Source organism: Amycolatopsis sp. H20-H5, from assembly GCF_035828755.1.
In the GTDB taxonomy this organism is placed as follows: domain Bacteria; phylum Actinomycetota; class Actinomycetes; order Mycobacteriales; family Pseudonocardiaceae; genus Amycolatopsis.
Map to the genome: position 1 here is coordinate 41,574 of NZ_JAYMZS010000046.1, position 21,879 is coordinate 63,452.

Sequence of the window (21,879 nt, forward strand, 5' to 3'; positions counted from 1 at the left end):
GCACTCCCTTTCCCGTTCCCGCAAGGGTTTTCGCCGACTCCAGGGCCGGTGGAAACCACTCGCGGCCGCAGCTGTCGTTGCCGGTTCGCTGGCGCTGACCGCCGCCGGAGCGAGTGCGGCGCCCGCCCATGTCGCCGCGGCTCCCGCCGACGGCACCGGCCCGTTCGACGACTCGTTCTACACCCCGCCGTCGCCGCTGCCCGCGGGCAAGCCCGGTGACGTGATCCGCTGGCGGGAGTCGAAAGCCGGTCCACGTAAGGATTCCGCCAGCGCTTGGCAGGTGATGTACCTGTCCACCAACGCACTCGGGCAGCCCGACGCCGTCACCGGCACGGTGCTGGTGCCCAAGAGCGCCGACCCGGCCACCGCGCCGATCGTCGCGTTCGCGCCAGGCACCCACGGACCCGCCTTCAGCTGCACCCCGTCGGCGATGATGAACATCGGCGCGTTCTATGAGCAGCCGGGCGTCGACGACCTGCTCGACGCTGGTTACGCCGTCGCGATCACCGACTACGAGGGCTACCAGTCGGACCCGAAGACGACGTACGTCGTGGGCAGGTCCGAGGGCCCTGCCGTGATCGACTCGGTCCGCGCGGCCCAGCGGCTCGCCGCGACGAAGCTCTCCGCGACGTCCAAGGTGCTCTTCCGCGGGTATTCCCAGGGCGGCGGGGCGGCCGCCTGGGCAGGACAGCTGCAGCCGGACTACGCGCCGGAACTGAACCTCGTCGGCGTGGCGGCGGGCGGCATCCCGGCCGACCTCGTCCAGGTCACGCTGCAGCTCGACGGCAAGTTCGGCTTCGGGGTGTTCGCGTACGCGCTCATCGGGCTGGACAGGGCCTATCCGGAACTGAAGCTGGACTCGTTCCTGAGCGACAACGGCCGCGCGAAGCTGGCGGAGATGCAGAAGAGCGCGTGCACCTTCGAGCTGCTCACCACCTACGCGAACCAGAAGATCGGTGACTACACGACCAGCGCCGGCTACGTGAAGCCCGCATGGGTCGCCCGGCTGAACGAGAACAAGCTGGGTGCGGCGCCGATCAAGGTCCCGGTGTTCGAGTACCACGCCACCGGCGATCAGCTCGTGCAGTTCAAGCAGGCCGACACGCTGCACAAGGCGTACTGCACGGCCGGGGTCAAGGTGACGTGGAAGACCTACGACACCGACCACATCACGCTGGTCTACACCGGCAACGCCGACGTGCTGGCGTTCATCAAGGACCGTATTGCCGGGACTCCCGCCACCTCGAACTGCTAGCGAGGGGCCTCCGCCGGAAGTGCCATGAACGGACCGTTCATGGCGTCAGCCGTGGGGCCATTTGTTGATTTCGCTCTCGACGGCGCTGCGGATCGGGGCCAGGTAGTCGGTGGTCGGCGGCTGTGCCGGTTTGCGGCCGCCGGCGTCGGGCTGCTTGCGTTCGGTCGTCACGCCGCGGTCGTTGAGGTCGGCGCGCGCGGACGGTGTCGGCACGGCGGTGAGGGTGGCGACGGCCACCGGCGGTGAGGACGAGCTCGACGGCGGGGGCGCGGCTTCCGTCGCCCCGACGACCGGCTGCGGGGTGCCGTTCACGGTTCCGCCCGAGGAAAACGCGAACACGGCCACGCCCAGCACGACGAACAGTCCGGCCGCCACCGCCGCCCGCCTGCGCGCCGGGCGAGGCGCGGGCTGGGGCTCGGGTTCGGCGAAGGCCGCGACAGAAGCAACCGCGAGCGTCTCCTCGTCGGCACGCCGGTGCTTGGCCTCGATCTCGCCAAGGTCCAGCGGGGCGGTGTCGCCGGGCTCGCGCCGCAGGGCCACCGTGTCCGCACGGCTCACCAGCTCGGCGACCGTGACCACGTCACCGGTACCCCGGGGAGCCGAGCGAGCCATCGACAGACCTCCAGACGGAACGGCCCACGACGCGTCGGCGCGGTACCCGGGCGAAGCCTACGAATCGCGTCGCACCTTGTAAACCCGCCAGTGGTACTTGTCATCCGGCTCATGGTGCGGCCGTCAGCACTTGTCACCGCGGATACTTGGCAGGCGGGCCGAGCGCTGAGTAAATTGCGGAGACACCCGTTCCATCAGCGAAAACGGACGCAACGTCGCGCCTGGAGGGCTCGTGCCACCCCATCCCGAAAATACCGGTGAAAGCGCGCGCCCGGTGAAGGCGCTGTTGGCGAAATACCGGGAATTGCTCCGCTTCGCAATCGTCGGCGGGGCGGCGTTCGTGCTCACCCTCGTGGTGAACTACAGCCTGAAACTGACGCTGTTGCGCGAAAAGCCGGTTACCGCGCTCGCGATCGCGACGATCGTGGCGACCGTGGTCGCGTATGTGCTCTCGCGTGGCTGGTCGTTCCACACCCGCGGCGGTCACGGAAGGCTACGGGAGGCCGCGTCGTTCTTCCTGGTGAACGCGGTCGCCGTGGCGCTGAACCTGTGTCCCCAGCTGTTCTCCCGTTATGTCCTGCACCTCGAGGTGCCGCAGGTGACCTACCTCACGCAGGAACTCGCCGACTTCGCCAGCGGGATGCTGCTCGGCACCGCGGCCGGTTCCGCGTTTCGCTGGTGGGGTTACCAGAAATGGGTGTTCCCGGTGGCGGGCGCCCGCTCAGGCGGCGTTGTCGGGCAGGATCTGCTCGGCCCGCAGCGCGAGCTCGAGCTTGAGCCGCTCCGCCGAGTCGTCCAGCCGGTCGCCGAACAGCTCTCCCAGCTGACGCAGGCGAGCGCGGACGGTCTGCGGGTGCACGTCGAGTAGTTTGCCGATCTCCGGCGCGCTTCCCCTGGTCTGGAGCAGGACCAGCAGGGTGGCGGCCAGGTGCTCGCGCCGCTTCCCGGTGACCCTGGTGAACGGCTCCAGCGACTGCTCGACCAGTTGGGACAACAGGAATTCGTCGGCCAGGAGCATCAACGTCGCGAGGTGGTCCCGGCACCACAGCACCGGCCCCGGCGCCTCCAGGAGCCCGCGTGCGGACAGCTCCAGCGCCCGTTCGGCGACGCGGAACGACTCCCCCGCCTGTGCGAGCGGCACCGGCGGGCCGACCGCCGCCGACCAGCCGGCCGGTTGCGCCCGGAACGCCGCGAGATCGGCGTCCGGCTGGCCGGTGAGCAGGCACGGACGGGCACCGGTGAGGTCGGCGAGGACCCGCTCCGGCAGCAGGTCGACCGGGAATTCGGGGACGCCGGGCAGCGCCCGCAGCGCGACCGCGGACACCCTGTCCGGCAGGGTCCAGCCCAGGAAGACGGCGAGCCTGTCCGCTTCGGGCCTGCCGCGGACACTCCCCGCGATGAGCAGCCGAAGCAGCTTCAGCCGCCGCTCGCCGTCGCCGCCCGCGCCGGTCTCGGCCGCGGTGTATCCCTCGACGATCGCCGTCGACGCCTCTTCCACGTAGAAGAAAATGGCCTCGGCCATGGTGTAGAGGACTTCGCTGGGCAGCACGAGCTCCCGTCCAGCCTGGGCGAGGTGGCGCCAGAACACCCGGCTCGAAACCCGCAGCACGGACTGGACCGCTTCACGGCTGCGGCCGTTTTCGTGGGCTTGCCTGCCGTAGCCGCGGAACTCGGCCAGCCGGTTGGCCCGCAGCACCTCGGGGACACCGGACTGGTCGATGTCCAGTTCGATGCTCAGCCTGGCCGTCTCGACGGCCGCCGCACGGGCCGCGCCGGCGGCGAGGTCGGCGTACTCCGGCACTTCGGCGGCGATCCGGTCCACACAGGCCTCGGCGAGAGCCGGGACCCGCGGCCGGACGGTCGCCACGACCTCGTGGGGCAGCCTGGCCCAAAGTGATCCCGCGGCGCCACGCACGTCCCGGTTCATAACTGTTTCCGGCCGTCCCATTTGTTAAGGCAGTTAACTTGTAAAAGCTTCGACCCAGGCCGCGGTGGGGCCGTGGGTGTGACGCACTCGGTAACACAGAGAGTAGGGACCAACACCCTTCTGTGTCAAAAGGACGAACGTTGGCGGTGCCCGTTCCCGGGTTTAGCACACAGTTCGTTGATACTTCATTAACACTTTCGAGGGATATTCACCCGTACAGACGAGAGGGCCAACACAGCCTGAACGCTGCCGATTCCGCTAGGCTCGGCGATCCGGGCGAAGCCTCGGCGTAAGAATGCGATTAATCTTTTTTCCCTTTCCCGTTCTGAGGTGGTCCCACAGTGGTCGAGTACCGCAGCCCACGCCTGCTGGCTTCCTTGCCCCGGCGGCTCGGAGACGAACTACGGCCCCGGATCGGCCACACCACCGCGGCGATGATCCGGGAGGTCCAGCGCGTGGTGCCCGCCTACGGCCTGCCGCTGAAGGGGCTGTTCGGGCAGGTCCTCTTCGAAAGCGTCGAACAGGCCGTCCTGCACTACGTCGACTGCATCGGCAATCCCGAGGCGCCGCGGGAGCGCTGGATCCAGCTGTACCGCTCGCGCGGGCGGCTGGAATTCCTGCAGGGCCGCAACCTTGACGCGCTGCAGGACTCGGCGACCATCGGCGCGCGGGTCGCGTGGCGCGCCATGTACCCCGGCGTGGAAGCCGTCGGCGCGGGAGCCGACCTGGTCGCCGTCGCCGCCGAAGCCGTCTTCGCCTATGTGGACGAACTGTGCGCGACAGCCGCCGAGGGGTACCAAGAAGCCAAGGCTGAAGCCGAAAACACGCTCCGGACCCGAAGACGCAAGCTGCTCGAGGACATCGTCGGCGGGACGCCAGCGAACCTCGGCGAGCTCGCCAAGAGCGCCGAGTGGGACCTGCCGAAGACGGCCGCGCTGGTCGCGCTCGAAAGTCGGCGCGAAGACGCGGCCTTCCCGTTCGAGCTGCTCGGCGCCGGCGTGCTGGCCGACTTCGACGACGCCGAGCCGTACCTGCTCACCGCGTCGCCCGAGACCGCTCTCGCGCCGCTGGAAACGCGGCTGAACGGCTGGCGCGCGGCGATTTCCCCGACCGTGCCGCTGGCCGACGCCCCCGCCGCGCTGCGGACGGCGAGGCGGGCACTGCGGCTCACCGGCCACGACGACCCCGGCACGCTGCTCTGGTGCCGCGATCACCTGGCCACGCTGTGGCTGCTCGCCGAGGACTTCCTCGCGTCCGAGCTCACCAAGCAGACGCTGGACCCGTTCGCCGCACTCAGCGAGAAACAACGCGAGCGGCTCAGCGACACGCTGCTCGCCTGGCTGGAAACCCGCGGCGGTGCGCCCGAAATCGCCAAGCGGCTCGACGTGCACCCGCAGACCGTGCGCAACCGTCTCCGGCAGCTCGAGGAGCTCTTCGGCGACCGCATGGAGGACCCGGACGACCGGCTGGGCATGCACCTCGCGCTGCGCGCCCAGCGGCTCACGCGGGAGAACCCCCATGATCGGAACGGGCCTGCGCGGTGACCGGACCGGTGGCGGGTTCGACGGGCTGACAGGAGCACGGCCGACGGGACCGCACCCGGCGGCGGCTCACCCGCAACCGGCTCCAGCCCGCCGTTCCCGCCGCGCATTGCTGGGGCCATGAGGGGACCGCGTCGAAGAAGATGCTCGCCCGGCAGGACATCAGTGGCCCGCTTTCCGCAGTATCATGTGACACTCCCGCGTTCGATCAGGGTGCCCGACGTTACCGGTGGGTAACGAAACTGGCAACGGCCAGGGAGAATCCGGCGGCCGGATCCCGGGAACTAGCACCGTGGAACGAATAACCGGGCACCGGGCTAGCACCGGAGAGCACCTTTTCGCGGTGAGCGCGCACACGGTTGTTTTCCCTTATCCGTGCGCTATTTTCGAAGCCGGAATGAAAGGCCGACCATGACGCTGAACGCGCGCACGCTGACCTTGCACGGCCACGAAATACACCTCACCGAATACGTCCCGGAGGTGCCCCCGGCCGACGAGGCCGACGTCGTGCTCCTCCTGCACGGCATCGCGGGCAGCGGCCACACCTGGCAGCCCCTGCTGGAGCACTTCGAGCGGCACGGTTTCGGCCACCGGGTGCTCGCGCCGGACATGCTCGGGCACGGCGGTTCGGGCACGCCCAGGGCGGACTACGGCCTCGGCGCGCTCGCGACGCTGGCCCGCGACGTGCTCGCCGTGGAAGGGCACCGGCACGCCACCGTGGTCGGTCATTCACTGGGCGGCGGGATCGCGATGCAGTTCGCCTACCAGTTCCCGGAGATGTGCGGGCGGCTCGTGCTGGTCGACAGCGGCGGCCTCGGCCCGGAGGTGAGCCCGGTGCTGCGCGCCACGGCCCTGCCCGGCGCCAACGTGACGCTCGCGCTGACGGTCAACCGCGTCACGCTCGCCGTGGCGCGGTCCGCGGCCGCGCTGGGCCGCAGGCTCGGCGGCCGCCTGTCCCCGGAGACGCGGGAGCTCGGCGCCCACTTTTCGTCGCTGGCCGCACCGGGCCACCGGCGGGCCTTCCTGTCGATCGCCCGCGGGCTCATCGATCTGCGCGGCCAGCGGGCCAGCGCCGTCGACAAGCTGTATCTCGCGGAAAGCGTGCCGACGCTGGTGGTGTGGGGCGCCCGGGATCAGCTGATCCCGCTGGCCCATGGGCGGCGGACGGCGACCCTCATGCCGGGAAGCAGGCTGGAAGTGTTCGAAGACGCGAAACATTTTCCGCATGTGGCCGACCCTGAGCGTTTCGGCAGGCTCCTCGACGGCTTCCTGGCCGAAAACCCGCCCGCGAGGTTGAATTTTGAAGAAGTTGTCACGTTGTTGATCGCAACAAATAGCGTGCGAACACCCTGAGTGCCACAGTTCAGCGGAGTGTCACACCGCAAAGTTGTCACCCGCGCATCAGGTTTCACTGGCGGAAATATCACTCACGAAAGTGCAACACCACCCGTTCGGGTGTACTCCAGACGAGTTAACGCCTGCTTCCCGCTGAGCGGTTGACAGCCACCTCACACCGAAATTATGTTGCCTGAGCCACAAAATCTAGATCGGCTTCGATGACGAAGAGGCTGGTTTTGTTGCTAGCAAAGGTAAAAACATGACCGACTTGGACACCGGGTTGACATCGGATGACCTGCGCGCCAGGCGATCCGGTACGACCTACGCGGCAACGCCACGCACCTCCCTCCTGCGGGCGCCGGCACCCAGAAAACCGATGGAGACCAGGCAGCCGCTGGAACCCAGGCCCGCGGATTCCGGGCCACCGGGACAACGGGCGGCCAAGGCCTCCGAAGCGCGTGGCCTGTGGTCACTGCTGCCCGCACAGATGGGCGAGCGGTTCCGGCCGCATGTGGACGCGCTCGCCAGGGCGATGCTCAAGGAGATCCAGAAAGCGGTACCGGAGTACGCACAACCGCTCGAAGGACCCTTCGGCGCGACCATCACGCAGGGTGTCCGGGGCGCCATTCTTCAGTGTGTCGACAGTGTGGTCGCCACCGAAGGCGCACGAGACACCTGGACGACCGTGTTCCGCAACCTCGGCAAGGTCGAGTTCAACGAGGGCCGCAGTCTCGACTGCCTGCAGACCGCCTATCGGGTCGGCGGGCGGGTGGCCTGGCGGCACGTGTCCGAGTTCGGGCAGTCCATCGGGCTGAGCTCCGACGCCCTGTGCCTGTGCGCGGAGGCCATCTTCGCCTACGTCGACGAGATCTCCGCGCTGTCCATCGAGGGCTACACCGCCGCGCAGACCCGCGCGGCGGGCACCATCGCCCGGCGCCGCCGCAGGCTGCTGGAGCTGGTGCTGGCCGATCCCCCGGCCTCCCCGCAGACCATCGCGGCCCAGGCCGTGTCGGCGCAGTGGAACCTGCCGGCCGAAGTCACCGTGGTCGCCCTCGAACCGAGGACCGACCAGCACAGCCTCGCGACCCCCGACCTGCACGGCGAAGTGCTGGTCGACCTCGAGGGCAACGAGCCCTGCCTGGTCACCGGCGACCCGGCCCGGCAGCTGAAAGACCTGGAAGGCAGGCTGCGCGGCTGGCGGGCGGTGGTCGGCCCGACCGTGCGGCTCACCGACGCCGCGCGGTCGCTCGCCTGGGCGCGCCGGACCATGCGGCTGGTGCAGCGGGGCGTCATCGCCGACGCGCCGATCACCTGGTGCGCCGACCACCTCTCGACGCTGTGGCTGCTCACTGACGAATTCCTGGTCAAGGAGCTGTGCACGCGGGCGCTGGCGCCGTTCGACGACCTGACGACCAAGCAACGCGCGCGCCTCGGCGAGACGCTGCTGATCTGGCTGCAGTCGCGGGGCAGTGCCCCCGAGATCGCGAAGAAGCTCAAGGTCCACCCCCAGACTGTGCGCTACCGCATGCACCAGCTGACCGATCTGTTCGGCGACCGGCTCAACAACGCCGACGACCGGCTCGACATGGAAATCGCGCTGCGCGCGGAGGCACTGCTCGCCGACGAGTAGCCACCCCCCGAGTTCGCTTCGAAGACGAGGTGCACAGGTGACCGGACCACGGGAAGAACAGCTGTGGACCCTGTTGCCCCGCGAGCTGGCCACGGTCTTCCGGCCGCGCATGCTGGACGTCGCCGACGACGTTCTCAAGGAGATCCAGCGGACGATCCCGGCCTACCGGCGCCCGCTCGACGGGGCGTTCGGCCAGGCGCTGCGGGCCGGGGTGCAGGAGGCGATCCTGCAGTTCCTCGACCGGCTCGGCAGCCCGGTCCCGTCGTCCGAAGAGCGCCGGAAGATCTTCGTCGGGCTGGGCGTGCACGAGCTCGGCCAGGGCCGGAACCTCGACGTCCTGCAGGCCGCGTACCGCGTCGGGGCGCGGGTCACCTGGCGGCGGATGGCCGAGGTCGGCGCGGACGCCGACGTCCCGTCGGCGACCTTGTGCCTGCTGGCGGAGGCCATTTTCGCCTACATCGACGAGCTGTCCGCGCTGTCCATCGAAGGACACGCGGCCGCTCAGGCCAAGAACGCGGGGACGCTGGAACGGCGACGCCGTCGCCTCCTGGACCTGCTGCTCGCGCAGCCACCCGCCGCCGCACCGGCGATCGAGGAGGTCGCCCAAAGCGCACAGTGGCCGGTGCCCGAGCGGCTGGTCGCGGTGGCGCTGGAACCCCGCGAGCACGGCCGGGAGCCCGCGCCGCCGCTGGGCCCCGAAGCGCTCATCGACCTGGAAGGGGGCGCGCCCTGCCTGCTGCTGCCCGCGCTGGGCGGCGACGAACGGCGGCGGCTGGAGATCGCACTGGTCGGCTGGCGGGCCGCGGTCGGCCCGGAAGTCGGCCTCGACGGCGCCGCACACTCGCTGCGCTGGGCGCGGGAGGCGTTGCGGCTGGCCGGGTCCGGCGCGCTGCCCGAGGTGGCGGTCACCTGGTGTGACCAGCACCTGTCCGACCTCTGGCTGTTCAGGGAGCCATTCCTCGCCGACGAGCTGGGCAAGCGCACGCTCGGGCCGCTGACCGACCTCAGTCCGAAGCAGTACGAGCGGCTCGCGGACACCCTGCTGGCCTGGCTGGAGACCTGCGGCAACGTCCGCGAGGTCGCCGAGCGGCAGTCCGTGCACCCGCAGACCGTCCGGTCGCGCGCGCAGGAGCTGGAGACGTTGTTCGACCACCGCCTGGAGGACCCGCAGCAGCGGTTCGAGATGCTGCTCGCGCTGCGGGCCGCCCAGGGACTCGCTCAGGGACTCGCTCAGGGTCTCGTTCAGACGCCGTCAGGCGGGGACGCCGAGTGAGCCCGCCAGCATCGGCCAGGCGCGGTGCAGCTCGCGGGCCCAGTACTCCCAGCTGTGCGTGCCGTTGCCGTAGTAGTCGGTCGTGACCGCGATTCCCTTGCTGGTCAACAGGTCCGTGAAGCTCTTCGACGCCGCGTACGCCGCCGGTTCCAGCAGGTCGGACTTACCCGCCGGGTCGAGCGGGCCGGTGTTGCCGTTGCCGCAGGAGACATACAGCGTTGTCCCGCGGAGCTGCTCAACGTGGTCGTAGGGATTGCGGGCGGTCCACAGCTGCGGGTTGATGTACTGGTTTCCCCACAGGTTGAGGAAGCTGAGCCCCTGCTGCAGCAGGATGCCCTGGATGAACTCCGGCACGCCGAACAGCTTGGTGTTGGGCACGCCGCTGAACGAGGCGGCGGCGCGGAACATGCCGGGATGCCGGAAGGCGTAGGCCATCGCGCCGTACCCGCCGATCGAGAGTCCGGCCACCGACCGGGTGGTGCCCGCGTGGTAGCCGCGTTCGAGCAGCTGCGGGAGCTCGGTGGTGTGGAAGGTCTCCCAGTCCGGCTTGGAGCTCAGGCCCCAGTTCCACCACGCCGAGTACATGCCCGCCTTGCCGTCGCTGGGCATCACCACCATGACGTCGGAGTTCTCCGTCATCGCCTTCACGTCGGTGAAGAAGTCCCAGGACTGGTAGTCCTTGACCTCGCAGCAGCCGTGCAGCAGGTAGAGCTGCGGCCACGTGCGGGTGGGCTGGCCCGCGTACCCGGTGGGCAGCAGCAGCCGCACCGGTGCGGTGGTGCCCAGCGCGGGCGAGGAGATGACGAGATCGACGGTCCGTGCGTCGATCTGTGTTTCGGACACCACTTTCGCGCCGTCGTCGGCAGTCACGCCGGGCGCCGCCGAGGCCTGGGTGATCGAGACGAGTGACGCCGCGAGCACCACCACCACGGCTGCCATCCTGCCGGTTCTCTTCATGACCGCTCCTGTCTACAAGGGAATGTTTCCGTGTCTGCGCCGCGGGCTCTCGGCCCGCTTGCCGCGCAGGACGTCCAGTGCCCGGCCGAGCTGGAGCCGGGTTTCGGCGGGCCGGATCACTTTGTCGACATAGCCGCGTTCGGCAGCGGCGTACGGCCCGGTGAACCGCTCGCGGTACTCCTCGGTCAGCCGCACGCGGGCGGCATCGCGATCTTCGCCGTCCAGCGCGGCGATCTCGCGGCGGTGCAGCAGCGGGACGGCGCCTTCCGCGCCCATCACCGCGATGTCGGCGGTCGGCCACGCGAGGTTGACGTCCGCGCCGAGGTGCTTCGAGCCCATCACGGCGTAGCCGCCGCCGTAGGCCTTGCGCACCACCACCGTCACCTTGGGCACGGTGGCCTCCGCGTAGGCGTACAGCAGTTTCGCGCCGTGGCGGATGATCCCGCCGCGCTCCTGCTCGGCGCCGGGAAGGTAGCCGGGGACGTCGACCAGGGTCACCAGCGGGATCGAAAAGGCGTCGCACAGCCGGACGAATCGGGCCGCCTTGTCGGAGGCGTCGAGGTCGATCACGCCAGCCTGGCACCGGGGCTGGTTGGCGACGACGCCCACCGAGCGGCCGCGGACGCGGGCGAACCCACAGACGATGTTGCGCGCGAAACCCGGCTGGATCTCGAGGAGCTCGCCATCGTCCACAAGGGACTCGATGAGGGAGTACATGTCGTAGGCCTGGTTGTCGTCGTCCGGGATGAGCCGGTCGAGCGCTTCGTCGGCGGCGGTCAGCGCGGTGCTCGTGCCGTCGGCGTAGACCGGCGGCTCGTCGAGGTTGTTCGGCGGCAGGTAACCGAGCAGCGACCGGACGTAGGAGATCGCGTCGGGCTCGTCCTCGGCGAGGAAATGGGAGACGCCGGACACCTCGTTGTGCAGCTTCGGCCCGCCCAGCTCGCCGGCGGTGAGCCGCTCGCCGGTCACCGCGGCGACGACCTCGGGGCCGGTGACGAACATGTGCGAGGTGTGCTCGACCATCACCGTGACGTCGGTGAGCGCCGGGGCGTACACCGCGCCGCCCGCGCACGGGCCCAGGATCAGCGAGATCTGCGGGATGACGCCGGACGCGCGCACGGTCCGCATCGCGAGCTCGGCGTAGTGCGCGAGGGAAACCACGCCCTCCTGGATGCGCGCGCCGCCGGAGTCGTTGATGCCGATCACCGGGCAGCCCGTCTTGAGCGCGAGGTCCATCACCTTGAGGACCTTCGCGCCGAACGTCTCCCCCATGCTGCCGCCGAACACCGAGAAGTCCTGCGAGAACACCGCGACGCGGCGGCCGTCGATCTCACCGAGCCCGGTCACCACGCCGTCACCGTAAGGCCGGTCCGCGCCCATGCCGAACTCTGCACAGCGGTGCCGCGCGAGCTGGTCGAGTTCGAGGAACGAACCCGGGTCCAGCAGCAGGTCGACGCGTTCGCGCGCGGTCAGCTTGCCCTTGCCGTGCTGCCGGTCACGAGCCCGCTTCTCGGCGAGGCGCACGGCCTCGTCCTGGCGGTCGGCGAGGTCCGCGAGGACCCCGGCGGTGCCGTGGCCGAGCAGCTGGGCGGGTTCGTCGTCGGTGGCGAACATGGGCGGTTCCCTTGTCTTCCGGTTCAGGCGGTGGGGACTCCGGGGGTCGTGCGGCCGCTGAGCACGGTCGCGAAATGGCGGGCGAGCACCGCTACGTGCGGCGGGTCGATCATGGACAGGTGGTCGCCGGGGGTCGGCACGACGTGCAGGTCCGGGCAGAACGCGTCCCAGCCGAGCGCGTCGTCGGTCCGCCGGTAGCGCGGGTCGAGCGAGGTGGTGAGCGGGTGCGGGTCCTTGGCGCGATAGAGCACCACCCGGCCGTCGTAGGGCCGCGGCTCGTACCGCTCGCCGACGCGAGCGTCCACATAGGACGTGTACTGGTGGCGCAGCACCGATCGGCCCATCCCTGGCACGGCGGCGGACAGGTTGCCCATCACCAGCTGGAGCTGCTCGACCTCGCCCAGCTTGCGCAGCGCGCCGCCGGTGACGCCCAGTTCGACGTCGTAGGTGGCCTCGACGTGTGCCACGAACCGGATCAGCCGCTCGACGACGAGTTCGCGATCGTCCTCACCGGACGCTCGCAGCGGCAGGATGGAGTCGATCAGCGCGAGCACCTCGACCCGCTCGCCGAGCTCGGTCAGCTGGTGCGCGGCCTCGAAGGCCAGCAGGCCGCCGAACGACCAGCCGCCGAGCCGGTACGGCCCCTCCGGCTGGACGGCGCGCAGCAGTTCGACGTACTGGGCCGCCTTCTCCTCCAGCGTCGGGACCTCGTCCAGCCGCTCGAAGCCGTAGCAGGGCAGCCGGACGCCGAGGTGTTCGATGAGCGGCTGGTAGACGCTCGTCGGGCCACCGGCGGGGTGGAAGAGGAACAGCGGCGGGCCCTCGCCGCGCTCCCGCAGCACCCGCATCGGCGTGCCTTCGGGGCCGTCGAGGCGTTCGCGCACCAGGTCCGCCATCGCGGCGATCGTCGGCACGGCGAACAGCTCCTCGAACGGCGCCACGCCGGGCAGTTTTCCCGACGCCAGCTCATAGAACCGGCGCGCGGCCGTCGCGTCTCCGGGGAAGTCCTGGTGGACGCCGAACTCCTCGGTGCCGAGCGTCTGCCGCCAGAGTCCGTGCAGCCAGCGTTCGGCGTGATCTCTGGGGTCCACTGTGGACCTCTTCGGCGCGCTCGCCGGTGCGGCTTCCAGGCCGAGTTCGGCCGTCAGATGGGCGGCCACCTCGGCGATGCTGGCGCCCCGCAGCAGCAGCGGGATCGGCAGCGCAGTGCCGAAGTCGCGCTCGGCGGCCGCCCTGGCCCGCATCGCCATCAACGAGTCGAGACCGAGCTGCGTGAGCGGGACCTCGCGGGCGACCTCGGCGGGACGGCAGCCCAGTAGTCCGGAAAGGACGGTGGCGAGCCGGTCGGCGATGGCCTCGCCCGCTTTGGCGCCCAGGGACTTCAACGTCCCGGCCCCGGCCCCGGCCCAGCCCGGCTCGACGGTGGCGTCTTCCAGCACCGCCTCGAAGAACGGCCGCTTCGTCAGCTCCGGGAACAGGGCCACGGTGCGGGGGACGTCGAGCCGGGTGATGCCGGTGGCCGCGCGCCCGGAGGCGAGGACGGCTTCGAGTGCCTCGATCCCCTCGTCCACGGGCATCGGCTCCAGCACGGGGTTTTCGGCCCGGTCACCGCCGGTGCCCGCCCAGGCGCCCCAGTTGATCGTCGCCGCGGGCAGGCCGCGGAACCGCCGCCAGGCGACGAAGGCGTCGAGCCAGGCGTTGGCCGTCGCGTAGGAGGTCTGGCCGGGCGAGCCGAGCAGCGCCGCCGCCGAGGAGTACACAAGCCACCAGGCGGGCGTGAGGTGTGCGGTCGCTTCGTGTAACCGTTGCGCGCCCAGCACTTTGGGCCGCCAGACGGCCGCGAGGTCTTCGGCTTCGACGTCTCCGGCGAGCCGGTCGGCCAGCACTCCCGCCGCGTGCACGACCCCGCGCAGGGGCAGGCCTTCCGTGGCCGCGACGATCCGCTCGGCCACGCCGGGTTCGGCCAGATCGCCGGTGACCACCACGATGTCCACTCCGGACAGACGTAGCTCGCCGACCTCGTCGCGCGCCCGGTCCTGGCGTCCGGAAAGGACGATCCTGGTCGCGCCCGAGTCCGCGAGCCACCGGGCGGTGACCAGGCCGAGCCTGCCCAGCCCGCCGGTGATCACGTACGCGCCGGGGCCGCCGGTGACCCCGTCCGTCGCGAAAGGACCGGTGCGCGTGAGCCGCGCGGCGTACCGGACGCCTTGGCGCCAGGCGACTTCGTCGTCGGCCGCGGCGGCGCGCAGTTCGCTGACCACCGAGTCCGCTCCGGACTGCGCGTCGACGTCGACCAGCGTCGCGTGCAGGCCGGGGTGCTCGAAGGCGAGCACGCGGATCAGGCCGCGCAGGAAACCCAGTCCCGGTTCGCCCGGCTCGCCATCGCGGATGGCCGTGCCTGCCTGGGTGAGCAGGTACAGCCGCGAGCCGGGCGCCTCGGCCATCCGCCGGACGACGTCGGTGACCGCGAGCAGCAGCCGTTGCGCTTCCTCGGGATCGCGATAGGCCTGGGGCGAGCCGATCAGCAGCGCGACCCCGGCCCCGGCGGCCAGCATGCCGGGCAGTTCGGCCAAGTCGTCGGCGGGCAGCGAAAGGGCCTGGTCGCCCAACTCGGCGAGGCCGAGCGCCAGCCCGAGCGCGCGGCCGAGGCTCGCCGGATGTTCGTCGGTGAGCACCAGGAACGAGTGCGCGCCCGGCTCCGGGGCGGGCAACGGCGTCTCGGCCCAGCGGGTCTCGAAGCTGCGCGCGGCCAGCGGGACGGCCAGCCCGGCGCCGCCCAGCCGCCGGACCCGGACGTCGCTGATGTCGACCACGACCTCGCCCGCGGCGTCGACGAGCTGCACGGCCCCGGTGTAGTCCGTCCCGTGTGGACTCAACGTCGCGTGGCAGCGGACGCCGTCGCCGGGATCGCCCAGCAGCCGGACGCGGCCGAGCCTGGTGGGCAGGTAGACGCCTTCCTCACCGGCGAGGTCGGCGGCACCGGCGGCGGCCAGCGCGTGCAGGCAGGCGTCGGCCAGCGCGGGATGGAAGGCGTACGCGCGCGGGCTCCCGGCCTCCTCGGGCAGCGAGATCCCGGCGGACGCGCGGCCCCGCGCCGCGCGGACGGTGTGCAGGCCGCGGAAGGCCACGCCGTAGTGCTGCCCGATCCCGGATAGTTCCGCATACAGGTCAAGGGATTCGCCGGTCACCTCGGCGAGCGGTTCGGGACCGCGGGGCGAGGGATCCGCGCACACCCGGGCGGACGCGTACACCGCCCAGCTGCCGTTCGGCTCCCTGGCGAACACCTGGACACTGCCCGAGGTCTCGTCCTCGGGCCGGAACTCGGTGGTGAGTTCGGTGTCGCCGGTCACCGGCAGCATCCGGTGCACATCAAGGGCTTCCACGCACAAGCCACCGGTGAACCGGCGGCGCGCGCAGGCCAGGACGAGCTCGAGGTAGCCCGTCGCGGGGAAGACGGTGATGCCGTGCACCCGGTGTCCCGGCAGCCACGACGGCGTGTCCGGCCCGATTTTCGCCTGCCACAGGTGCCTGCGCTCGCCGGGCACCTCGACATGCGTGCCGAGCAGCGGATGACCCGCCCCGGCCGGGCGCCGCCGGACCCAGTACGGCCGGTGGTCCCACGGCGGCGCGGGCAGGTCGAGCACCGGCGCGTCCGGGTGGCGCCGCCGCAGCACGTCCGGATGGCCATGGGTGTGCAGTGCCGCCAGGGAGTTCAGGAAACTCTCCTCGCTGCGCTTGCTCCAGCTGGGCAGCGCGCGCACCTCCACCCCGGCCGCCAGCGCCGTCTGCTCGACAGCGGTGAGCGCGATCGGGTGCGGCGAGATCTCCAGGAACGTGCGGTGGCCGTCGGCCATCGCGGCGGCGAGGGCGTGCGTGAACCGCACGGGACGGCGGAGGTTGTCGGCCCAGTAGTCCTCGTCGAACGCCGGGACGCCGCGGGGATCGTCCAGCACGCTGGAGTAGCAGGGCGTCTCGAGCGGGCGGGGCCGCAGCGCGCCCAGCCCGGTGCGGAACTCGGCCAGCACGGCGTCGACGGCCGGGGAGTGGCCGGCGCCGGTGACGTTGAGCCGCCGTGCGAGCCGCCCGAGGCCCTCGACATACGCGACGAGCGCGGCGACCTGGTCGGCGCTACCGCTGACCGTGCACTGCGTCGGCGACGCGTACACCGCGACGGCCACGCTGGGGAACCGCTCTTCGAGCTCGTGGAGCTCGGCGGCGGACAGCTCGACCACGGCCATCGCCCCGGCGCCGGACGCCGACATCTCCGAGAGCAGCCGCGACCGGGTGGTGACGATCCACAGGCCTTCTTCGACGTCGAGCGCCCCGGCGGTGACGGCCGCGGCGATCTCGCCCATGGAGTGGCCGAGCACGGCGGACGGCTCGACGCCGTGGGCTTGCCACAGCCCGGCGAGCGCGACCTGCATGCCGAACAGCACGGGCTGGACGATCGCGGGATCGGTGAGCTCCTTGGTGCTGCGCAGGCATTGGCGGACCGAGAAGTCGGCCCTGGCCAGGAACAACGGCTCAAGCCGCTCGATGCCCGCGCGGAACTCGGATTCCGCGCTGAGCAGGCGTCGTCCCATCGCGGGCCATTGCGAGCCGTAGCCGGAGAAGACGAACACCGGGCCGCTGTCCGCCCGCGCCTGATCCGGTGTGGTCGTCCCGTCCGCGACCGACCGGAGCCCCGCGACGAGCTCCGCGCGGGTGGACGCCACGACGGCGGCGCGCAGCGGGAGGTGCTCGCGGCGGCTGGACAAGGCTCCGGCGAGCTCGCCGGGAGCCGTCACCCGGCCGTCTTCACCGTGCAGCCAGGCCGCCAGTTCCCCCGCGCGGCGGCGCAGGACGATCTCCGACCGGGCCGACAGCGCGAACACCTGGGCCGGGCCACCCCAGCGGGAACCCCTGGCGGCGGCGGCGCCCAGCGGCCGGGCCCACTCCTCAAGCACGACGTGCGCGTTGGTGCCGCCGAAGCCGAACGCGGACACCCCGGCCCTGGCGGTGCCGGAGTACCGAGGCCAGGGTACCGAGGTGTCCACAACGGACAGTGCGTCGGCGGAGAAGTCGATGTGGGGACTCGGTTCGGCGAAGTGCAGGGTGGCCGGAATGCGGCCGTGCCACAGGGCGAGCACGGTCTTGATCAGGCCGAGGACACCCGCCGCGCCTTCCAGGTGACCGAAGTTGGTCTTGGCCGAACCGAGCAGCAGCGGACGCCGCCGGTCGCGCCCCCGGCTCAGCACCGCGGCCAGTGCCCGAGCCTCCACCGGGTCGCCGAGCGGGGTGCCGGTGCCGTGGGTCTCCACGTAGTCCACAGTGGAGGGATCGGAACCCGCCCCGGCGTGGGCTTCCGCGATCACCTGTTCCTGCGCGACCGGGTTCGGCGCGGTCAGGCCGTTGGAGCGGCCGTCGGAGTTGACAGCGCTTCCCCGGATGACCGCGAGCACCCGGTCGCCGTCGCGGCGGGCGTCGGTGAGGCGCTTGAGCACGACGACCCCGCAGCCCTCCCCGCGCACGATGCCGTCGGCGGCCGCGGAGAACGCCTTGCAGCGCCCGTCCGGCGCGAGCACCCCGGCGCGGTGGAAATTCGCCGTGATCGACGGCGAGAGCAGCAGGTTGACCCCGGCGGCGAGCGCCAGGTCGGCATCGCCCGCGGCCAGCGCGCGGGCGGCGTGGTGCACCGCGACCAGCGAAGACGAGCACGCCGTGTCGATCACCATGCTCGGGCCGCGCAGGTCGAGGTGATAGGACAGCCGGTTCGCCACCACGGCCGCGGCCGCGCCGGAGCCGCTCCAGGCGTCGACCTCGGCCGGGTCGGCCATGGTCAGCAGACTGTATTCAGTCGACGATATCCCGGCGAACACTCCGGTCCGCGTGCCCTTGAGACCGCCCGGCGCGATACCGGCGTGCTCCAGTGCGGCCCACGCGGTCTCCAGCAGGATCCGCTGCTGCGGGTCCATCGTCGTCGCTTCGCGGGCGCTGATGCCGAAGAACGCCGCGTCGAAGCCCGCGACGTCGTCGAGGAACCCACCGTGACGCGGCAGCTCGGCCCACGACTCCTCCGGGGCGAACTGGGCCCAGCGCCCGGCGGGCACCGTGCCCACGGCGTCGACCCGCTCGTCCAGCAGCCGCCAGAGCGCCGCGGGCGAATCCGCCCCGCCGGGCAGGCGGCAGCCGATCCCGATCACCGCGATGGGACCGGCGGCGGGCCAGGAGCCGGTGACCGGCGGGGCACTCCGCGCCGTCCCGCCGAACGCCTCGACGAGCGCGCCGACGGTCGGATACCGCCAGAGCAGCCCGACTTCGAGGGGTTTGCCGATCAGCTCACCGAACTCGGCGGCGATGACGACCGCGTCGCGCGACGAGACGCCGAGTTCCTGGACCGGCGTGCCCGCGTCGATCAGCTCGGGCCGCAGCCCGCCCGCCCGCGCGATCCGCTGGACCAGCCACGCGCGGAGGCGGTCTTCGTCCACGCTCATCGTGACCCTTCCGGGACCAGGAGTCCCGCCAGGTACTTGGCCCGGCACATCGACCGGGCCACCTTGCCGCTCGAGGTTCTGGGCACCTCGCCCGGCGCGAGCACGATCACGGTCCGGATCGCGAGCCCGTGCTGCGCCGAGACCGCGCGGCGCACGGCCTGCTCGATCTCATCGGGGGCGAAGGCGGCGGGGGCGATCCCGCGGCCGCGTTCCACCACGACCACCGCGGCCTCGCCCTCGTCCTCGACCGGCACCGAGAAGGCGACCGCGACGTGCGGGCGGACAGCGCTGTGCGCCTGCTCGGCGGTGGCCTCGATGTCCTGCGGGTAGTGGTTGCGGCCGTCGACGATGACGAGGTCCTTGATCCGGCCGGTGATGTACAGCTCGCCCTCGAAGAACACGCCGAGGTCGCCGGTGCGCAGCCACCACTGCGGCTCGGCGTCATCCCGGTGGTGCTCCGCCAGCAGCGCGCAGAAGGTGTGCGCGGACTCGTCGGGGCGGCGCCAGTACCCGCGTCCGATGTTCGGGCCGCTGACCCAGATCTCGCCCACCTGGCCCGGCGGCAGCCCGCGGAGCCGGTCCGGATCGACGATGCTCACCCGCTGCTCGACGGGGTGGCCGCACGACACGACGGTCGTCGAATGCGGGCTGCCGGGCTCGGCGCGCACCACCCGGCCCATCGCCAGCTCGGGACGGCGGAAGGTGGTGACCTTCGGCGGCGCGGCGGCGTCGGTGACCGCGACCAGGACGGTGGCCTCGGCGAGCCCGTAGGAGGAGCGGTGCGTCTTCGGGGAGAGCCCGCATTCGGCGAACGCGGCGTGGAAGCGGTCGATGATCCCGGCCTGGACCGGTTCGCTGCCGTTGATCAGCGAGCGCACGTGGTCGAGCCGCAGCAGCACTTTGTCCTCTTCGGACACTCGCGACGCGCAGAAGCCGTACGCGAAGTTCGGCGCCGCGCTGATCGCGCCGGGATTGGCCGAAAGGGCACGCAGCCAGCGCACCGGCTGTTCGAGGAACGCGAGCGGGTCCATCAGCACGGCCGGGATCCCGGCCGCGACCGGCGCCGCGATGGCCAGCACCAGGCCCATGTCGTGGAAAAGTGGCAGCCAGCTCACGGCGACGGCCTCGCCGGGGACGAAGCCGTACGCCTCCGCCGCCTGCCGCGCGTTCGCGACGACGTTGCCGTGCGTGATCATCACGCCGGCGGGGGCGCGGGTCGAGCCGGAGGTGTACTGCAGGTACGCCAGCTCCTCGGCCGACGCCTGGTGCGGGACGAACCCGAGGCCCGTTTCGACCGGGATCGAGTCCACCGCGATCACCCGGTGTCCTCGTGTTTCCAGCCGGGAAAGAAACGTCTTCGTCGCGTGGAGGCCATCGGCCGTGGAGAGCACGACTGTCGGTTCGGAGTCGGCGAGTATTCCGACGAGCCGCTCGGTCTGGCCAGGAGAATCCGGCGGGAACAACGGCACGGCGACGAGCCCGGCACGGAGCACACCGAGGAACGCGACCACGTAGTCGGGCGTCTGGCCGATCAGCACCGCCGCCCGGTGCCCTGGCTCGACGACCGCTCTGAGCGCGCCCGCCACGGCACTGACCCGCTGGTCCAGCTCGCGCCAGGTCAGCGAAGAGGCCACCCCGTGCGGGTTGAGCGAGAAGTCGAGATGGGTCAGCGCGACCTCGTCGCCGACGGTGAGCGCCCGTTCGGCGAGCAGCGTGGCCAACGTGGTCGCGCCGCCGCCCGGAGCCACTCCCCGTGCGGCGGAGACACTTTCAGAACTCGTCAGCATGATTCCTCGCGAAAGGGCGTGCGAAGGGAAAACCGGCAATTAACCGGTCCCGGACAATCAGCGGGATGATCGGAAGTCACACTATTTCTCCCCACTATTTCTGTCAACGAAACAGATATTCTCCGGAATAGTTGTCATTCGGCTCAGCGCATCGGCGACGGGGAATGGTGCCGAGGTGACAAGGACGGGCGGAACACCCTCAGCGCGAGCCAGGCGGCGCACAGTTCGGCGGCGGCGGCCACGACCAGGCCCGCCACGTAGCCGTCACCCGGCCAGGAGGTGAGCACGACGCCGATCACCACGACCCCGAGTGCGCTCGACACCTCGCGGGACGCGGTCAGCAACGCCGACGCGGTCCCGGCGTGCTCCCCGGGAACCTCGTCGAGCGCTGAGGAGGTCAGCGGGACGGTGAACGCCGACCCGGCCCCGGCGAGCATCAGGCCCGGCAGACGCGGCGGGATCGACGGCCAGTTGGCCGCCACGGCTACCGCCAGCAGGCCCAGCGCGACCGTCGTCAGTCCACAAGCGACAGTGCGGCGCGGGCCGAACCGGGCGAGCGCACGAGGCACCAGCGGCGTCGCGAGCACCAGCGCGCCGGCCACCGCGACCAGCGGCAACGCGGCGGCGACGGGGTCGAGCCCGAGTGTCTCCTGGTGGACCAGCGGGGTGAAGAACACGATGCCGCTGACACCGACCCCCCACAGCAGTTGCACGGCCAGCCCGCCGGTGAAGTACCCCGTGCCGCGCAGGGCGCGCGGGATCAGCGGCGCGGCGGCGGTGCGTTCGCGCCGGACCGTGAAGACCGCGGCCAGCGCCCCGGCTGCCGCCAGTGACCAGGGGACCCACGGTGTGCCGGTGCCGGTGACCGCGAACGTCAGCAGCACCAAGGCAAGGCAGGCGGCGACCAGGCTCGCGAGTTCGGGCGCTCGTTGCCTTCCGGTCACCTCGCCGGAACCGCAGAGCGGGAGCAACGCGGCGGCGGCCAGCGCGAACGGGACGTTGGCGAAGAAAATCCAGCTCCAGTGCAGGTATTCGCTGAGCACTCCCCCGGCGAGCGGACCGACCGCGAGCGCGACGGCGAGCGCGGCCGTCCACAGCGCGGCCCCGAGCACCCGGCGTTTCTCGTCGGTGGTGATCCTGAGCAGGCTGAGCGTCCCTGGCACCAGAAACGCGGCGGCGAGCCCCTGCACGACCCGCGCGGCCACCAGCCACCCGACGTCGCGGACACACCCACCGAGCACCGCACCCGCCGCGAACACGACCAGCGCGACGGCGAGCGTCCGGCGCGCACCCCACCGATCCAGTACCGGCCCGGCCGCGGGCAGCAGCCCGGCGAACGGCAGGAGGTACCCGAGCGTGAGCCACTGCAGCCCGCCCACCCCGGCCCCGATCTCCCGCCCGATGGACGGCGCGGCGGCCGCGAGCACGGTGTTGTCCGCGGTGGTCACGAAGGCCACCAGCCCCACCACACC

The 21,879-nt window shown here is 71.3% G+C and carries 12 protein-coding genes and 1 pseudogene; 6 read left to right on the forward strand and 7 right to left on the reverse strand.

Going from position 1 to position 21,879, the window contains the following annotated elements; genetic code table 11:
• Window positions 1–88: 88 nt before the first annotated feature.
• Window positions 89–1,255, forward strand: a complete 1,167-nt coding sequence (locus QMK34_RS24365; RefSeq protein ID WP_442785203.1) for a lipase family protein — start codon at window positions 89–91, stop codon at window positions 1,253–1,255.
• 45 nt (window positions 1,256–1,300) lie between these two features.
• Here QMK34_RS24365 and QMK34_RS24370 read toward each other — a convergent pair whose 3' ends face one another.
• Entirely contained in the window at window positions 1,301–1,867 is a 567-nt protein-coding gene (locus tag QMK34_RS24370; RefSeq protein ID WP_326416626.1) for a hypothetical protein, read from the reverse strand.
• Between the two features lie 274 nt (window positions 1,868–2,141).
• Here QMK34_RS24370 and QMK34_RS47905 point away from each other — a divergent pair, with 274 nt between their 5' ends.
• A complete protein-coding gene (locus QMK34_RS47905) occupies window positions 2,142–2,735 on the forward strand; it encodes a GtrA family protein (protein ID WP_442785202.1) in 594 nt (197 codons plus the stop codon).
• Here the strand turns inward: QMK34_RS47905 and QMK34_RS24380 are convergent.
• A pseudogene (locus QMK34_RS24380) lies at window positions 2,679–3,815 on the reverse strand (helix-turn-helix domain-containing protein); the annotation flags it as partial. The gene QMK34_RS47905 and the pseudogene QMK34_RS24380 sit on opposite strands and share 57 nt — an antisense overlap.
• 320 nt (window positions 3,816–4,135) lie before the next feature.
• Between QMK34_RS24380 and QMK34_RS24385 the strand changes: the two are divergent.
• From QMK34_RS24385 to QMK34_RS24400, 4 genes are all read left to right on the forward strand, one after another.
• On the forward strand, window positions 4,136–5,338 hold the full coding sequence (locus QMK34_RS24385; RefSeq protein ID WP_326416630.1) for a PucR family transcriptional regulator: 1,203 nt from the start codon (window positions 4,136–4,138) through the stop codon (window positions 5,336–5,338).
• Window positions 5,339–5,746: 408 nt separating this feature from the next.
• Window positions 5,747–6,688: an alpha/beta fold hydrolase gene (locus tag QMK34_RS24390; RefSeq protein WP_326416631.1), complete on the forward strand. Its 942-nt coding sequence runs from the start codon at window positions 5,747–5,749 to the stop codon at window positions 6,686–6,688.
• Between the two features lie 244 nt (window positions 6,689–6,932).
• Entirely contained in the window at window positions 6,933–8,303 is a 1,371-nt protein-coding gene (locus QMK34_RS24395; protein WP_326416632.1) for a helix-turn-helix domain-containing protein, read from the forward strand.
• 109 nt (window positions 8,304–8,412) lie between these two features.
• Window positions 8,413–9,576, forward strand: coding sequence for a helix-turn-helix domain-containing protein (locus QMK34_RS24400; protein ID WP_326416642.1), 1,164 nt, complete (start codon window positions 8,413–8,415; stop codon window positions 9,574–9,576).
• On the opposite strand, the gene QMK34_RS24405 is transcribed toward QMK34_RS24400, so the two are convergent.
• The 5 genes from QMK34_RS24405 to QMK34_RS24425 all read right to left on the reverse strand — a co-directional run bounded on the left by QMK34_RS24405 (window position 9,556) and on the right by QMK34_RS24425 (window position 21,876).
• Entirely contained in the window at window positions 9,556–10,533 is a 978-nt protein-coding gene (locus QMK34_RS24405) for an alpha/beta hydrolase (protein ID WP_326416633.1), read from the reverse strand. The two genes, QMK34_RS24400 and QMK34_RS24405, sit on opposite strands and share 21 nt — an antisense overlap.
• A gap of 12 nt (window positions 10,534–10,545) precedes the next feature.
• A complete protein-coding gene (locus QMK34_RS24410) occupies window positions 10,546–12,147 on the reverse strand; it encodes an acyl-CoA carboxylase subunit beta (protein ID WP_326416634.1) in 1,602 nt (533 codons plus the stop codon).
• A gap of 23 nt (window positions 12,148–12,170) precedes the next feature.
• On the reverse strand, window positions 12,171–18,620 hold the full coding sequence (locus tag QMK34_RS24415; RefSeq protein WP_326416636.1) for a polyketide synthase: 6,450 nt from the start codon (window positions 18,618–18,620) through the stop codon (window positions 12,171–12,173).
• Window positions 18,617–20,407: a fatty acyl-AMP ligase gene (locus QMK34_RS24420; protein WP_326416637.1), complete on the reverse strand. Its 1,791-nt coding sequence runs from the start codon at window positions 20,405–20,407 to the stop codon at window positions 18,617–18,619. Before QMK34_RS24420 ends, QMK34_RS24415 begins: the two co-directional genes overlap by 4 nt.
• Window positions 20,408–20,550: 143 nt before the next feature.
• Complete coding sequence (locus tag QMK34_RS24425; RefSeq protein WP_442785204.1) at window positions 20,551–21,876, reverse strand: MFS transporter; 1,326 nt, start codon at window positions 21,874–21,876, stop codon at window positions 20,551–20,553.
• Between the last annotated feature and the right edge of the window lie 3 nt (window positions 21,877–21,879).

What these genes read in the sequence shown, in the direction of transcription:
- QMK34_RS24370 (WP_326416626.1), bottom strand. Translation starts at nt 1,867, where the DNA reads ATGGCTCGCTCGGCTCCCCGGGGTACCGGTGACGTGGTCACGGTCGCC.
- QMK34_RS24410 (WP_326416634.1), bottom strand. Translation starts at nt 12,147, where the DNA reads ATGTTCGCCACCGACGACGAACCCGCCCAGCTGCTCGGCCACGGCACC.
- QMK34_RS24420 (WP_326416637.1), bottom strand. Translation starts at nt 20,407, where the DNA reads ATGCTGACGAGTTCTGAAAGTGTCTCCGCCGCACGGGGAGTGGCTCCG.
- QMK34_RS24395 (WP_326416632.1), top strand. Translation starts at nt 6,933, where the DNA reads ATGACCGACTTGGACACCGGGTTGACATCGGATGACCTGCGCGCCAGG.
- QMK34_RS24415 (WP_326416636.1), bottom strand. Translation starts at nt 18,620, where the DNA reads ATGAGCGTGGACGAAGACCGCCTCCGCGCGTGGCTGGTCCAGCGGATC.
- QMK34_RS24390 (WP_326416631.1), top strand. Translation starts at nt 5,747, where the DNA reads ATGACGCTGAACGCGCGCACGCTGACCTTGCACGGCCACGAAATACAC.
- QMK34_RS24405 (WP_326416633.1), bottom strand. Translation starts at nt 10,533, where the DNA reads ATGAAGAGAACCGGCAGGATGGCAGCCGTGGTGGTGGTGCTCGCGGCG.
- QMK34_RS24400 (WP_326416642.1), top strand. Translation starts at nt 8,413, where the DNA reads ATGCTGGACGTCGCCGACGACGTTCTCAAGGAGATCCAGCGGACGATC.